12 protein-coding genes are annotated in these 14,428 nt (G+C 61.8%); 7 read left to right on the top strand and 5 right to left on the bottom strand.

Annotation, left to right across the window (positions count from 1 at the left end):
* Positions 1–342 precede the first annotated feature (342 nt).
* The 5 genes from HV782_RS11900 to HV782_RS11880 all read right to left on the bottom strand — a co-directional run bounded on the left by HV782_RS11900 (position 343) and on the right by HV782_RS11880 (position 5,918).
* Complete coding sequence (locus HV782_RS11900; protein WP_123467658.1) at positions 343–600, bottom strand: DUF1652 domain-containing protein; 258 nt, start codon at positions 598–600, stop codon at positions 343–345.
* Positions 601–734: 134 nt separating this feature from the next.
* Positions 735–2,231: a helix-turn-helix transcriptional regulator gene (locus HV782_RS11895; RefSeq protein ID WP_186747641.1), complete on the bottom strand. Its 1,497-nt coding sequence runs from the start codon at positions 2,229–2,231 to the stop codon at positions 735–737.
* Between the two features lie 100 nt (positions 2,232–2,331).
* Positions 2,332–3,234, bottom strand: coding sequence for a LysR substrate-binding domain-containing protein (locus tag HV782_RS11890; protein WP_186747638.1), 903 nt, complete (start codon positions 3,232–3,234; stop codon positions 2,332–2,334).
* Between the two features lie 6 nt (positions 3,235–3,240).
* The gene (locus HV782_RS11885; protein ID WP_186747636.1) at positions 3,241–5,454 is read right to left on the bottom strand and encodes a xanthine dehydrogenase family protein molybdopterin-binding subunit; all 2,214 of its coding nucleotides are present in this window, start codon (positions 5,452–5,454) and stop codon (positions 3,241–3,243) included.
* Positions 5,454–5,918: a (2Fe-2S)-binding protein gene (locus tag HV782_RS11880; protein WP_128615187.1), complete on the bottom strand. Its 465-nt coding sequence runs from the start codon at positions 5,916–5,918 to the stop codon at positions 5,454–5,456. The genes HV782_RS11885 and HV782_RS11880 overlap by 1 nt, the downstream gene beginning before the upstream one ends.
* A 118-nt stretch (positions 5,919–6,036) precedes the next feature.
* Between HV782_RS11880 and HV782_RS11875 the strand changes: the two genes are divergently transcribed.
* From HV782_RS11875 to HV782_RS11845, 7 genes are all read left to right on the top strand, one after another.
* A complete protein-coding gene (locus HV782_RS11875; protein ID WP_128615186.1) occupies positions 6,037–6,942 on the top strand; it encodes a LysR substrate-binding domain-containing protein in 906 nt (301 codons plus the stop codon).
* Positions 6,943–7,584: 642 nt separating this feature from the next.
* The gene (locus HV782_RS11870; protein WP_095047475.1) at positions 7,585–8,514 is read left to right on the top strand and encodes an amidohydrolase family protein; all 930 of its coding nucleotides are present in this window, start codon (positions 7,585–7,587) and stop codon (positions 8,512–8,514) included.
* Between the two features lie 4 nt (positions 8,515–8,518).
* Positions 8,519–9,424, top strand: coding sequence for an amidohydrolase family protein (locus HV782_RS11865; RefSeq protein ID WP_003224037.1), 906 nt, complete (start codon positions 8,519–8,521; stop codon positions 9,422–9,424).
* A gap of 220 nt (positions 9,425–9,644) precedes the next feature.
* On the top strand, positions 9,645–11,030 hold the full coding sequence (locus tag HV782_RS11860) for a UbiD family decarboxylase (protein ID WP_186747634.1): 1,386 nt from the start codon (positions 9,645–9,647) through the stop codon (positions 11,028–11,030).
* Complete coding sequence (locus HV782_RS11855; protein ID WP_437180213.1) at positions 11,027–11,656, top strand: UbiX family flavin prenyltransferase; 630 nt, start codon at positions 11,027–11,029, stop codon at positions 11,654–11,656. Before HV782_RS11860 ends, HV782_RS11855 begins: the two co-directional genes overlap by 4 nt.
* A gap of 93 nt (positions 11,657–11,749) precedes the next feature.
* The gene (locus HV782_RS11850) at positions 11,750–12,799 is read left to right on the top strand and encodes a CobW family GTP-binding protein (RefSeq protein ID WP_186747632.1); all 1,050 of its coding nucleotides are present in this window, start codon (positions 11,750–11,752) and stop codon (positions 12,797–12,799) included.
* A 259-nt stretch (positions 12,800–13,058) separates the two neighbouring features.
* Entirely contained in the window at positions 13,059–14,426 is a 1,368-nt protein-coding gene (locus HV782_RS11845) for a nucleobase:cation symporter-2 family protein (RefSeq protein WP_128615407.1), read from the top strand.
* Positions 14,427–14,428 lie beyond the last annotated feature (2 nt).

Raw genomic sequence — 14,428 nt, 5'->3', positions numbered from 1 at the left:
CTTGATCTTCAGGCCCCTTCGGCAGGCTGAGTGGAGGGATTCATCCGGGGGGCAGGCGCGGAGCGCCGTGCGGCGAAGCCGCATACATCGAGAGGAGGTGCAGCGAAGCAAACCGGAGGCGATGCCCCCGGATGAAACCCGCAACGAAGGAACCCCGAGCCCCAGCGAGCGGGCCGAACGCTGGGGCAAGCCTTTTTTTGCTTACTTTTTTGAGGCGTTTGTCAAAAAAGTGAGTCGCCGTAAGGGCGAAACCGCCAGCCGCCACACCCCAAAAAACGGATATACACCCAACCCCCAAGAACATGGTCGGCCCAAAGGCCGCCAAGTCTCACACCCCCAACCCTAGGCCAAATCAGGATCCCGAGAAGAGCGCAAAGAAAAACTCTCAAGCTCATACCGCAACTCGTCAATCAACCCCTGCACCGCCTCAGGCGTACGCAGAGAATCCAGCTTCAACCCACTGATCACCAGATCGACCTGCCCCGACCCCGGGTGATAAAGCTTCACCGTCAAGGAATGGTCACCATCCACCAGACATTCGCACGCCAGCGGTGAAAAGCTGTGTTCCAGCCGCGCGCGCAACTGCGCAATATTCATCATGGGGCTGTTCCTATAGTTACTTCGAAGGGACGCGATCCCGAACCCGAATGGCTCGTATCGCACCCCACCAGACTAAGAACAGCCCCCTTGAGCCAACACCTCCATTTGCACTGATTCAACTAGTGCATTTGCACCTACCGCTGATTCTTGCTGCTCCACTCACCGGAAAACAACCCACGCTCCCGCGCCCAGACAATCGCCTCGCTGCGGCTATGCACATCGAGTTTGGAATACACCGTCGCCACATGATTGCGCACCGTGTTCGGCGCCAGTTTCAGCCGCGCTGCAATCTCCTTGTCAGCCAGCCCTTCACAGATCAACCCCAGCACATCGCGTTCACGCGCCGTCAGATCGGTGAACGAAACACTCGGCAGCTGTGGCGCGTTGATCTTCTTCACATTGGCCAGCTTCTCAATCAGCGTGCGGCTGAACCAGGAGGCATCTTTCATCACCTCTTCAATCGCCGCGACCAGTTCAAGCTCGGTGCGTTTGCGCTCGGTGATGTCCATCAGCACCAGCAAATAACAGCGCGTGTCCTGAATGTTGACGGTATCGGCGGACACCGCGCACTCAAGCAACTCCACATCCTTCTTGCGGACCCGCACATCGACCCGATCAATCCGGCCGTTCTGCTCCAGCGCCGTCAACAACCGCGACCGGGTGCTGCTGTCGTCGATGAAACCCAGCTGCGTCACGGTTTTGCCCAGCACCTCTGCGCTGTCATACGCCAGCGTGTCGAGGAACGCCTGGTTGACATCAATCACCTGTTGCTCGTCGGCGCTGCAAATCAGAATCGGCACCGGGCTCAGCCGAAATGCCTTGGCGAAGCGCTCCTCGCTCTGGCGCAGCGCCACTTCGGCCTTGCGTCGCAACTCCATGTCGACGAAGGAAAACAGCATGCAATCCTCATCGTTGAGCGTCAGCGGCTGCCCGGCCACGATCACTTGCTTGTTGCTGCCATCAGGCAAGCGCAGTTCGGCTTGCATCTGCGGGATGGTCGCGACATCACGCAAGCGCTGGATCGCCAGGTCTCGGTGTTCGGCCTGCTCGAAAATGTCGATTTCGTAGGAGGAAGTGCCAATCACCTGATCGCGGGTGTAGCCGGTCATCTCCAGAAACCCCGGATTGACCTTGATGTAGCGCAAGTCGCTGAGACGACAGATCACCGCCGGTGCCGGGTTGGCGTTGAAGGTCCTTTCGAAACGCTGCTCCGCGTTGGCCCAATCGGTGACGTCGCTCATGATCAGCACCAGCGACTCGGGCTGACCTTCGCGGTTGGTGAGCACCATGCTGCGCACGTTGTGCACCCAGACGCGCTCCGGGTCATCGACGGCGGACACTTCGATCAGCACATCACTGAACACCTCGCAGCGAGCGACGCGGCTGATCGGATAGTTCTCCGGTGGCAGGGTGTGGTTATTGCGATAGCGCAGGCTGAAGCGCTTGGCGTATTCGCCGGCACTCGTGCCCAGCTCACCAATCCGGCTGACCCCGTGCATGGCCAGCGCCGCTTCGTTGGCCCAGAGAATGCTCTGATCCAGCTCCAGCAGAATCACCCCGTCCGACAAACCGGCGATGATCTGTTGCAACTGGCGACGATTGGTTTCGGTGGTCAAGACTTCCTGGCTCATTGGATCTCCACAGGTAATACGCGTGTGAAGATTACGACCGCAGCCGCCCGCGATCGTGCCACCCTCTTCACCCCACCCCATATCCATTGCAGGCTCACTCCTACCGGGATTTGTGTTGGCCTGAGGTTTCGACAAGTTCTCGCAGAGTATCGAGAAACAGTTTGAGCACTGGCGAGGCATCGTCGGCGCGGTACGTGGCGTACAGCGGCACTTCCGGCAGCGCCGGGGTCAAGGCGCGGAACACCAGCCCCGCCGGCGCCAGCTGTTCGATGGACGCCGGCAACAGCGCCACACCAAACCCGGCGCGGACCAGACTGAGCAGGGTTTGCACTTCAATGACCTGTTGACGAATCTGCGGGGTGAATCCGGCCTGAACGCAGCACTGATAGAGAAAGTTGGCGAACCGCGACTGTTTCAATTCCAGCGCCACAAACGGCTCCCGGGCCAGATCTGCCGGCGCCAGCACCTCGCGCGTCGCCAGTGGATGATCCGCAGGCATGACCACGTGAATCGGCTCGTAGATCAGCAACTCATTCCGCAACTGCGGATCGTCATAACCGACCCGAAACACACAGGCATCAATGCGTTTCTCTTTCAACGCCTTGACCTGCGCCGCCGGGGTCATCTCGTGCAGGCGCCAGTTGACCTGCGGATAACGCTCGCGAAACAGGTGCAAAGCCTTGGGCAGCACGCCGACCATCACCGAACTGATCATGCCGATCTCCAGCTCGCCCAGTTGCCCGCGCCCGGTCTGGCGGGTCAGGTCGAGCGCCCGGTCGAGTTGTTCGAAGACCAGCGGCGCCTGCTCCTTGAGCATCTGCCCCGCCGCAGTCAGCTCGACCCGATGGTGACTGCGCTCGAACAGCGGCGTCCCCAATTCCTCTTCCAGCAGACGAATCTGCTGACTCAGCGGCGGCTGGCAGATGTGCAGGCGTTCGGCGGCGCGACCGAAGTGCAGCTCATCGGCCAGGGCCATGAAGTAACGCAGCAGGCGCAGGTCCATGGCGGCTTATCCCAGGCTCAGCGGTGTCGAACGCTGGCGCACGCCGGTCAGCGCAAACAAGGCGTTGGCAATCGCCGGTGCCACCGACGGGCTGCCCAGCTCGCCGACGCCACCGGGTTTGCCCGGCTCGCCGTCCAGCACCACGATGTCCGTGGCCGGCATGTCTGCCATGCGCGGCACGCGGTAGTCGTGGAAGTTGCTCTGCACCACCCGGCCCTGCTTGATGTCGAGGCGGTCGAACAACGCATGGCCAAAGCCCCACATCAGCCCGCCGTAGATCTGCTCCTCGACCCCGCCCGGCGACACGGCCAGACCGCAATCGACCACGCAGGTGAGCTTCTCGACGCTGGCCTTGCCGTCAACCGTCGCAACCTGCGCAACCACCGCGATAAAACTGGTGTAACCCTGATGGGTCGCGATCCCCAGCGCAGTGCCCGGTGGCAGCGGCTTACCCCAACCGGCGCGCTCGGCAGCCTGCTTGAGCACGGTCACATGACGTGGCCGTTCCTGCATGTTGGCCAGCCTGAACGCCAGTGGATCTTCGCCAGCGGCATGGGCCAGCTCATCCATGAAACTCTCCACGGCGAACACGTTGGGAATGAAGCTCACCGAACGATACCAGCCGCTGGGCACATGGCTTTCGTGCTTGACCCAGTTCAGCTCCAGATGCGGCGGACGGTAGGCAAAGTCCCACGCAGTGATCGCTTCGGTGGTGCTGTAATCCATGTGATCCGGACGCTCGAAGTAACCCGGCTCCCATTGTTCCGGGGAGGCCGGCGACACCGCATGCAGTTGCAACGTGGTGAGTTTGCCTTGGGTGTCGAGCGCACCTTTGACCCGGTGCAACGTGGCCGGGTGATTGAACAACGCGTGCATTTCATCTTCGCGGCTGTTGAGCAGCTTCACCGGCACGCCAGTCTTCTGCGCCAGGTACGCGACTTCGAACAACCAGTATTTGGTTTCCCGTGCACCGAAGCTGCCGCCGGATACCAGCTCGTTGATCGTGACGTTGGCCTTGTCGATGCCGCACACGGTTTGCGCCGCTTCCAGCGCCGAGGACGGCACCTGCACACCGCCCCAGTAAGTGATCGCCCGGTCCTTGACCTGCGCGGTGATGCAGATCGGCTCCAGCGGGTTCTGCACTTTATAGGGCATGGTGTACTCGGCTTCGATCAGCTTCGCCGCGTGCGCCCATTGCGTGCTGACATCGCCGTGGCTAATGGCCTTGACGGTTTGTGCCTTGGGGTCATGGATGGCGTTGGCTTGCGCAGCAGACAGCTGGTCGCTGTCGAACCCTGCCAACGGCGAATCGCTCCACTTGATCTCCAGCACCTTGCGGCCCTGCTGCGCGGCCCAGAACGTCTCGGCCAGCACCGCGACCCCCTCGAGGTTACCGCCGAGCACATCGGGCCGCCCCGCAATCGCCAGCACCTGACGGACGCCCGGCACCTGCAAAGCTGCCGCCGAATCGACGCTGACGACTTTCGCCCCGACCACCGGCGCCCGCTGTACCACCGCCACCAGCATCCCCGGCAATTGCACGTCGCTGCTGTACTTGAAGCGTCCGCAGACCTTGGCCGCCGCGTCGCGTTTGTGGCGCAGCTTACCGATGTATTTGAACTGGGCCGGATCCTTCAGCGTGACTTTTTCGGGCGCTGGAAGACGCGCGGCCACGTCGACCAACTCGCCATAGCCGAGGCTGCGTTTACTCGATGCATGCACCACCCGACCTTCCACGGTGGTGCAACTGTCGGGGCTGACTTTCCACTGTTTCGCTGCAGCGCTAATCAACAGCGCCCGCGCCGTCGCACCGGCCATGCGCAAGCGATCGTATTCGAGGGAAACGCTGGTGCTGCCGCCGGTGGAAAATACCTTCCAGACCGGATGAATGTAGGTTTCGAAAAACGGATCTTCGGGGGTGATCACCTGCACGGTCATGGGGTTGACGTCCAGCTCCTCGGCCACGCATGCGGCCAGCACCGTTTGCGTGCCAGTGCCGGAATCGTGTTTGTGCACCACCAGTCTCACCGTGCCATCGGGGAAGATCCGTACCCAGGCGTTAGGCTCGAATTCTGTGGCGGGGGCCGGGGCATTCGGGTCCGTGACCGCGATACCGGATGGCAGGTAGAGGGCGATCGCCAGCCCCGAAGCCAGCGTCGCCGCCTGCTTGAGAAACACCCGTCGGGATGGTTCGATCAAGGTCTCGTCGAGCCGGCTCATCACGCCTCCTTCGGCGCATTCGCCGCGCGTTTGATCGCTTTGTTGATCCGTCCGTAAGTGCCGCAACGGCAGATATTTCCCGACATTGCATTGCGAATCGAATCGTCGGTTACCGCCGCACCGGTGTTGAGCAGCGCGGCGGCAGACATGATCTGCCCGGATTGACAGTAGCCACATTGCGGAACATCTTCGGCAACCCAGGCCAGTTGCAGCGGGTGGCTTTGCGTCGGCGACAAACCTTCGATGGTGGTGACGCTGTGCCCCGCGACGGCGGCCAGCGGCAACTGACAGGAACGCACCGCAACACCGTCCAGGTGCACGGTGCAGGCACCGCACAGGCCCATGCCGCAGCCGAATTTGGTGCCGGTAAGTTTCAGTTGATCACGCAGTACCCATAACAAGGGCATGGAGGGGGTCGCTTCATCCAGCTCGCGTCGTTCGCCGTTAACTGTGAATGCAATCATTGTCAGGCTCCCAAAGAGCGGCCCGTCTTTGTGCGGGCCTGGTGACCGATTATTGGAAGCCGCGACAATCCCCGGCCAGCGACGATTTCTGCCAACCGCTGTAAGCAGGACTAACAACATGTACAAACGATACCCGTCGGTGCAGTCCATGAGCGCGTTTATCCACGCGGCGCGCAGCGGCAGTTTCTCCAGCGCCGCGCGCAAGCTCGACCTGACCCACAGCGCCATCAGCCAGCAGATCCGCGCGCTGGAAGAGTTCATCGGCCAGCCGCTGTTCGTGCGCGAAGGCGGCGGTAGCAACCTGACCGATGCCGGGCAGTTGTTTGCCAGTGTGCTGTCGGATGGTCTGGCGCAGATCGACCGCGCGCTGTCCTCGGTGAAGAACCGCAGCGTGGCACAACGCCTGACCCTGGATGTCGACAGCGAACTGGCGCAGAGCTGGCTCAATCCGCGCCTGCCCGAACTGCTCGATGGCCTGCCGGATTACGAAGTGACGCTGCTGTCGATGCCGCGCAGTGATCGCAGCACGTTTGAGCGGGTAGATCTGGCATTGCGATATGGCTATGGCGATTGGGATGACTGCGAGATGACGCAGATCTGTGGCGACCGGGTGATGGCGGTGGCCTCGCCGGCGTTGCTTGAGCGTTATGGGTTGCACGTGCCGTTGAGCCCGGCGCAGATCCTTGAACTGCCGCTGTTGGGGTATACGCGGCGCTCATGGATTCCGTGGCTGGATGCGGCGGGGATGCCGCCCGTAGAACCGCCGGCGCGAGTGATTTTTGATAATGCGGCGAACCTGATTGCGGCGGCTGAAGCCGGGGTGGGTGCCGCACTGGTGCGCGGATTACTCGCCGCCGATGCCTTGCGCAGCGGGCGCCTGGTGGCATTGAACGAGGCGCAGATTGCCGCGCATTACAACCTCTACGCGGTATGGCCGCACGGGCAGGCTGAGCGGGTGGCGCCTGTTGTTGAAGTGATCAAGCAGTTGGCTATGCGTACACAGGAAATCCAGCCCTCACCCTAGCCCTCTCCCAGAGGTAGAGGGGACTGATCTGGGAATATTGGCGAATTACACCGACGTGCACCTGCTGCTGTGAATCCGTAACCGAATCGGTTCATCAGGTCGATGCATCACTCGGTCGGCCCCCTCTCCCAGAGGTAGAGGGGACTGATCTGGGAATTTTGGCGAGTTACACCGACGTGCAACTGCTGCTGTGAATCCGTAACCGAATCGTTTAATCAGGTCGATGCATCGCGCAAGGCCACTCGGTCGGCCTCTCTCGCCACGGGAGAGACAACTGATCGGGGAATATTGGCGAATTACACCGACGTGCACGTGCTGCTCTGAATCCATAACCGAATCGGTTTTCCAGGTCGATGCATCGCGCAAGGCCACTCGGTCGGCACCCTCTCCCTCCGGGAGAGGGCTGGGGTCAGGGTAGCTTTTGACACGCCCATATCGAACACGTATCACCACCGCGCCCAATTAATATTGTACGAACCCCTCCCCCCTTTCCAATACTCGCCCCCAGCAGCCACCCACCCGGGCCGGATGCGAACAGGCGAGGGAATGCGCGAGTGTTGCGCATAGAAATGGCCGATTGCCCGGGACGTGGATGCCGAGAGCCGCAAGGCTCCCTTCCCCGCTATCAGGAGATCGACTGCAATGATCATCGATATCAGCTGCTATCCCACCGATCTGGTGGACCTCGCCTGGAGGCATGACGGTGACCCGTTCACCGGCGAGCGTCTGCTGGAGATGATGGATGGCCCGTACATGGTCAACGGCAAGCCGCGCCGCATCGACAAAGCCTTCATCCAGCCGCCGCAAGGCAACACCATTTACACCTGGACCGACGGCGAACTCTCGGGCCGTGAATCCATCGACGCCTACATGGCCTACACCCTGAAAATGGTGCAGACCTACCCCGATCGTTTCATCGGCTGCTTCGTCTACAACCCGCGCTGCGGCGTGGAAAACGGCGTCGAGGCGATCGAGCGCTACGTCAAGGAACACGGGTTCAAGATGGTCCAGATGCAGGCCAACATGCACGCCTACCGGCCTGACCGGGCACTGGATTGGGTGCGCCCGTGCTTCGAGAAATGCGCCGAACTGGGCATTCCGGTCAAGCTGCACACCGGCGACGGGCCGTACAGCATCCCGTCGGAATGGGTGCCGATGATCAAGGAATTCCCCAACGTCGATTTCATAATGGCCCACTTCGGGGTGCAGACCGGCGGCGTCTACGTGTTTGAGCCGATGCAATGGGCAATGGAGTTGCCCAACGTCTACTGCGAATCCGGCTGGTGCCTGCAATCGCGAATCGTCGAGTTCGCCAAGGTTCTGCCGACGCACAAGATCCTGTTCGGCACCGACACCCCGCCGAACGAACCGGGCATGTGGCTGCGCCTGCTCGAAGTGCTGTGCCACGAACCGCCGCAAGGCCTGAACCTCGACGAGGACACCCTCGAAGAGTACCTGGGCAACAACACCGCGCGGATGATCGGCCTCGAACCGACCCCGCCGCCGCGTTCCGTTTCCGAAGCAGAGGCGCAACTCAAGCGCCCCGTCACCACGCAACTGGCCAGGAGCTGAACCGATGATCATCGACACCCATCTGCACCCCACCAACCTGGTCGACGAGGCCTGGCGCCACACCGGCGAACCGTTCACCGGCGAGCGCATGCTCAAGCTAATGGACGGCCCGTACATGATCAACGGCAAACCGCGCCGCATCGACATGGGTTTCATCCAGCCGCCACCGGGCAACACCGGTTACCGCGACGGCAACCGCCGTGGCCGCGAGGGCGTGCGTGACTATATGTCGTACGTCGCCGAACTGTGCGTGAAATACCCGGACCGTTTCATCGGCAACTTCAACTTCAACCCGCGCTGGGGACCGGAAAACGGTGCGGCGGAGCTGGAATTCCACATCAAGGAATACGGCTTCAAGATGCTCAAGCTGCACGCCAACATGCACGGCTATCGCCCGGACCGGGCGCTGGACTGGTTGCGTCCGGCGATGAAGGTCTGCGCCAAGTACAACATTGTTGTGCTGATCCACACCGGCGACGGCCCGTACACGATTCCGACGATGTTCTACCCGATCATCCGCGAGTTCCCGATGGTCAATTTCATCATCGGTCACTTCGGTATCCAGACCGGCGGCAACTACTCGTTCGAGGCGTTCTGGATGGCGATGGACACGCCAAACGTGTACTGCGAATCGGGCTGGTGCTTTCAGTCGCGGATCGTCGAGTTCGCCAAGGAACTGCCGCGCAACAAGATCGTGTTCGGCACCGACTCGCCGCCGAACGAACCGGGCATGTGGCTGCGCGAACTGGAGGTGTTGTGCTCGCCGGCGCCGCAGGGGTTGGGGATTGATGAGGATCATCTCGAAGACTACCTGGGCAACAACATCGCCCGGTTGTGCGGGATCGAACCGACGCCACCGCCGAAGGATCTGGTCGAGGCCGACATACGCCTGACCACCACTTACCTCTAGTTAACGCAGAGCCCTGGGACACAAGGGAACCCTGTGGTGAGGGGATTCATCCCCTCACCACAAAGGCCCTCACCACTAGGGATCTCCAGTGTTTCATGTGGGCAACACAGCGACTTTACAGGCACGAAGATGACCCGGCGTTCCTTCGACCGGCAGGCCAACGGCTGCTCGATCGAACGCCTTCTCACCCCTGCGTGCCTGCTTTTTAAGAGGTGCAACCATGACCCGTTCGACGCTCGGCGATTCCCAAGACTTTCACGTGTTCATCGACGCCTATCGCCGTGAATACCCGGACGATGTGCTGACCATCACCCAAGCCGTTTCTGCCGATCAGGACGTCACCGCCCTGGTCGACGCCCTCGCTGCACAAGGTCGCGATCCGCTGCTGATCTGCGAAAACGTCGGCCACCTCGGGGTGCCGGTGGCGACCAATGTGTTCGCCTCCCGTACCCGCATTGCCCGGCTGTTCGGCGTCACCCCGGCGCAATTGCACGAAACCTTCCAGCGCCGCGCCAATCAGTCCATCGCCCCGCACTATGTGGAAAGCGGCCCGATCCTCGATGAAATCTTCGAAGGCGAAGCGCTGGACCTGGCGCTGCTGCCGATGCTCAAGCACTTCGACAGCGATCGCGGCCCATACATCACCAACGCGATCATCATCGCCGAAGACCCGCTGACCGGCATCGCCAACATGAGCTACCACCGCTCGATGCGCCATGCCCGGCAAGCGCTCGCCACCAGCCTGCACTCTCGCGGGCACCTGTGGCGGATGCTGCAGACTGCCCGTGAGCGCGGCGAAGAATTGCGCGTGGCGATGGTGGTCGGTGCGCATCCGCTGTTCATGCTCGCCGCCGCTGCGCGTTTGCCCTATGGCAGCGATGAGCGCGCCGTGGCTGGCGGTTTGTTCGGCGCGCCACTGGAGCTGGTGAAAACCCCGCGCTACGGCATCGGCGTGCCGGCTTACGCCGAGTTCGTACTGGAAGGCGCCATCGACCCGGCGGCCTACGCCGAGGAAGGCCCGTTCGGTGAGTTCAGCGGTTACTCCTCGGATCGCTCGACCAACAACGTGTTGCGCGTCGACACCCTGCTAAAGCGTAAAGACGCCTGGCTGGTGGACGTCATGGGCGGACGCTACGCCGAACACCTGACCCTCGCCCGCCTGCCGCGCGAGGCAGAAATGAGCGAGAAACTGAAAGCCCGTTTCCCCGCCGTCACTGCCGTGCATTACCCGAACTCCGGCACCCACTTTCACTGCTATGTGGCGCTGGATCAGAGCCGTGACGGCGAGGCGCGGCAGATCATGCTCGCGCTGCTTGGCTGGGATCCGTACCTGAAAACCGTGATTGCGGTGGACAGCGATATCGACATCAGCGACGACAGCCAGGTGCTGTGGGCACTGGCCACGCATTTCCAGCCGCACCTGGACATGTTCATGATCGACGGTCTGCCCGGCAGTCCCCTCGATCCATCCTCTTCAGTCAATGGCACCACCTCACGCATGGGGCTGGATGCCACCCGCGGTTCAGGCTTTGACGGGATCAAGGCGCAACTCGATCAGGATGTGCTCGAACGTGCGCGGCAACTGCTCAAAGGCCTGCCAGCGTGAACCGCCAGCGGATGGTGGTCGGCATCAGCGGCGCGTCCGGCTTCATCTACGGCGTGCGCCTGCTGCAATTGCTCGGCGAACTGGACATCGAAAGCCACCTGATCATCAGCCGCGCCGCGCTGCTGACCATGGCCCATGAAACCGACTACAAGCTGGCCGACGTCACGGCGCTCGCCAGCCATTACCACCGCGCCGATGACGTCGCTGCCGGGATTGCCAGTGGCTCGTTCCGTTGCCTGGGCATGGTCGTCGCGCCGTGTTCGATGCGCACACTGGCGGAGATTGCCACCGGCACGTCATCGGGGCTGATCGGCCGCGCCGCCGACGTCACCCTCAAGGAACGTCGCACGCTGGTGCTGATGGCCCGCGAAACGCCACTGACCCTCGCCCACCTGCGCAACATGACCGCCGTCACCGAGATGGGCGGGATCATCGCCCCGCCGGTGCCGGCGTTCTACGCCCGCCCGGAGAACCTGGCACAAATGGTCGACCACAGCCTCGGTCGCGTACTCGACCTGTTCGGCCTCGATGCCGGCGTCGCACAACGATGGCGAGAACACCAAGCATCCTGTGGGAGCGAGCTTGCTTGCGAAAGCGGTGGAACAGTCGCCATCACTGCTGAATGACACACCGCATTCGCGAGCAAGCTCGCTCCAACAATGAAGCAGCATCACCCGAATTCATCGTGCACCGGTCAATCAGTACAAAGGAGCCTCACCATGAACACTCCCTTCAACGCCCCAACCCCGAACACCAAAATCCCCGTGACCATCCTCACCGGTTTCCTCGGTGCCGGGAAAACCACCCTGCTCAACTACATCCTCAAGGAAAATCATGGGCGAAAGATCGCCGTGATCGAAAACGAGTTCGGCGAGGTCGGCATCGACGGCGATCTGGTGCTCAGCTCGGAAACCGAAGAAATCTACGAGATGGTCAACGGCTGCGTATGCTGCACCGCCGAGGTCCGCGAGGACCTGGTGCGCATCGTCCGCGAACTGGTGGCGCGCCCGGTGCGTCTCGATCACATCCTGATCGAGACCAGCGGTCTGGCCGATCCGTACCCGGTGGCGCAGAGCTTTTTCATCAATGATCCGATCGCCGAGGAAGTCGAACTCGATGCAATCGTGACCATGGTCGATGCCAGGCACATTGCCCAGCACCTGGAAGATCTGCAACTCGATGGCGTCGACAATCAGGCTGTAGACCAGATCGTCTGTGCCGACCGGATCATCATCAACAAGGTCGATCTGGTCAGCAGCGACGAGGTGGAAATCCTGCGTGGCAAGATCCGTGGCTTGAACGCCACGGCTGATCTGGTGACCTCGACCCACGCGCAAATCGACCTGACGAAAATCCTCGGCATCGGGGCCTTCGAGTGCACGCAAAAGCTGATGGAAATTGGCGCGCAACAACACGATCACGCTCACCACGAACACGACCATCACGCCGAAGAACCTGATCACCAGCATGATCCGAGCGTGTCATCGGTGGGCATCGCTGTGGACGGCGCGGTCAATCTGATGGCGTTCCACCGCTGGATCAGCGAGTTGCGCGCCTCCCAGGCCGACAACCTCTATCGCATGAAAGGCGTGCTCGCCGTGGCCAATGAAGACCAGCGCTACGTGCTGCAAGGCGTGCACAGCCTGGTGGAGTTCCGCGCCTCGACTGCGTGGGGCACGGAGCCCCGTTCGAGCAAGATCGTGTTCATCGGCCGCGACCTGGACCGCGCGGCGCTGAACCAGGGCTTCGCCGCCTGCCTGGCAGGCTGAAACACGGCATTGGAGCCGGTGGATGGCGGCTTCGCAGCACGAATGAACGAATGACTGATGCCACAACAGAAGGAACAACACAGAACCTGTGGGAGCTGGCTTGCCAGCGATAGCGGATCGTCAGTTGATGAATAGGGTGACTGATCAACCGCCATCGCTGGCAAGCCAGCTCCCACAGGGTTCCACTGTGTTCTTGAGCTGATCGGCATCAGACGAATACCCCTCTCTACCGCATAAAAACAGCCAGAGGTGTTTCCCCATGTCGTCAGCCACATCCCCAGCGCAAACCGCATCCACCGTGCACCCCGTCGACCGCATTTTGCCGGTGCGACAGATGCTCACCCTCGGCCTGCAACACATGGCCGTCTCGTACATCGGCGCCATCGCCGTGCCGTTGATTGTCGCCAGCGCCCTGAAAATGTCCCACGCCGACACGGTGGTGTTGATCAGTACCACGCTGTTCTGCTCAGGCATCGCCACCCTGTTGCAGACCGTCGGTTTCTGGAAATTCGGCGTGCGTTTGCCAATCCTGCAAGGCGTAGCGTTCAGCAGCGTCGGCCCGGTGATCGCCATCGGCAGCAACCCCGAGGTGGGCTTCGCCGGAGTCTGCGGCGCGGTGATCGGCGCCGGGATTTTCACGATGTTGATGGCGCCGTTCGTAGGCCGATTGCGCCGGCTCTTCCCGCCGGTGGTGACCGGCTGCATCGTCACGGTCATCGGCTTGCAGCTGTTCCCGATTGCCTATGAGTGGGTCGGTGGCGGGCGCAACGCGAGCAACTTCGGTGCGCCGGCGTTTCTCGGCGTAGCGGTGGTGGTGCTGCTGACCATCCTGCTGGTCAACCGCTACGGCAGCCCGTTGCTGCGCAACATGGCGGTGTTGATCGGCATGCTGATCGGCGCCGGTCTGGCCTACGGTCTGGGCATGGGCAGTTTCCACAGCGTCGAAGAAGCGCCTTGGCTGACCGTACCCTATCCGTTCTACTTCGGTTTGCCGACCTTCAGCCTGATTCCCATCGCGACCATGGTGGTGGTGATGATCGTGCAGATGGTCGAGTCAATGGGGCTGTTCGTGGCCATCGGTGACATCGTCGAGAAACCGGTGGAAGACAAACAGGTGATCAACGGCCTGCGCGCCAACGGTCTGGCCAGCACCATCGCCGGGATGTTCGCCGCGTTTCCCTTTATCGCCTTCATGGAAAACGTCGGTCTGGTGATCCTCACCGGTGTGCGCAGCCGTTGGGTGGTCGCGGTCAGCGGCTTGCTGATGTGCTCGATCGCGCTGGTGCCGAAGGCCGGCGCAATCATCGCCTCGATGCCGACCGCCGCCCTCGGTGGTGCGGGCATTGCCATGTTCGGCGTGGTTGCCGCAGCGGGCATTCAGACCCTGGCCAAAGTCGACTACGAGCGCAATCGCTACAACGTGCTGATCGTCGGTTTCACTATCGCAGCCGCGCTGGTGCCGGTGCTCGCGCCGACCCTGTTCAAACAATTACCCGAGTGGTCGCAGCCGTTCCTGCACAGCAGCGTGGTCATCGCCTGCCTGGTGTCGGTGCTGCTCAACGCTGCACTCAATGGCGTCAGCGTGCCGGAAACCACCGCCAGCAAATCCGCCTCGCACATTCTTTGACT

Source organism: Pseudomonas monsensis (assembly GCF_014268495.2).
Classification (GTDB): Bacteria; Pseudomonadota; Gammaproteobacteria; order Pseudomonadales; family Pseudomonadaceae; genus Aquipseudomonas; species Aquipseudomonas monsensis.
This window is presented reverse-complemented; position numbering and strand designations above follow the sequence as displayed.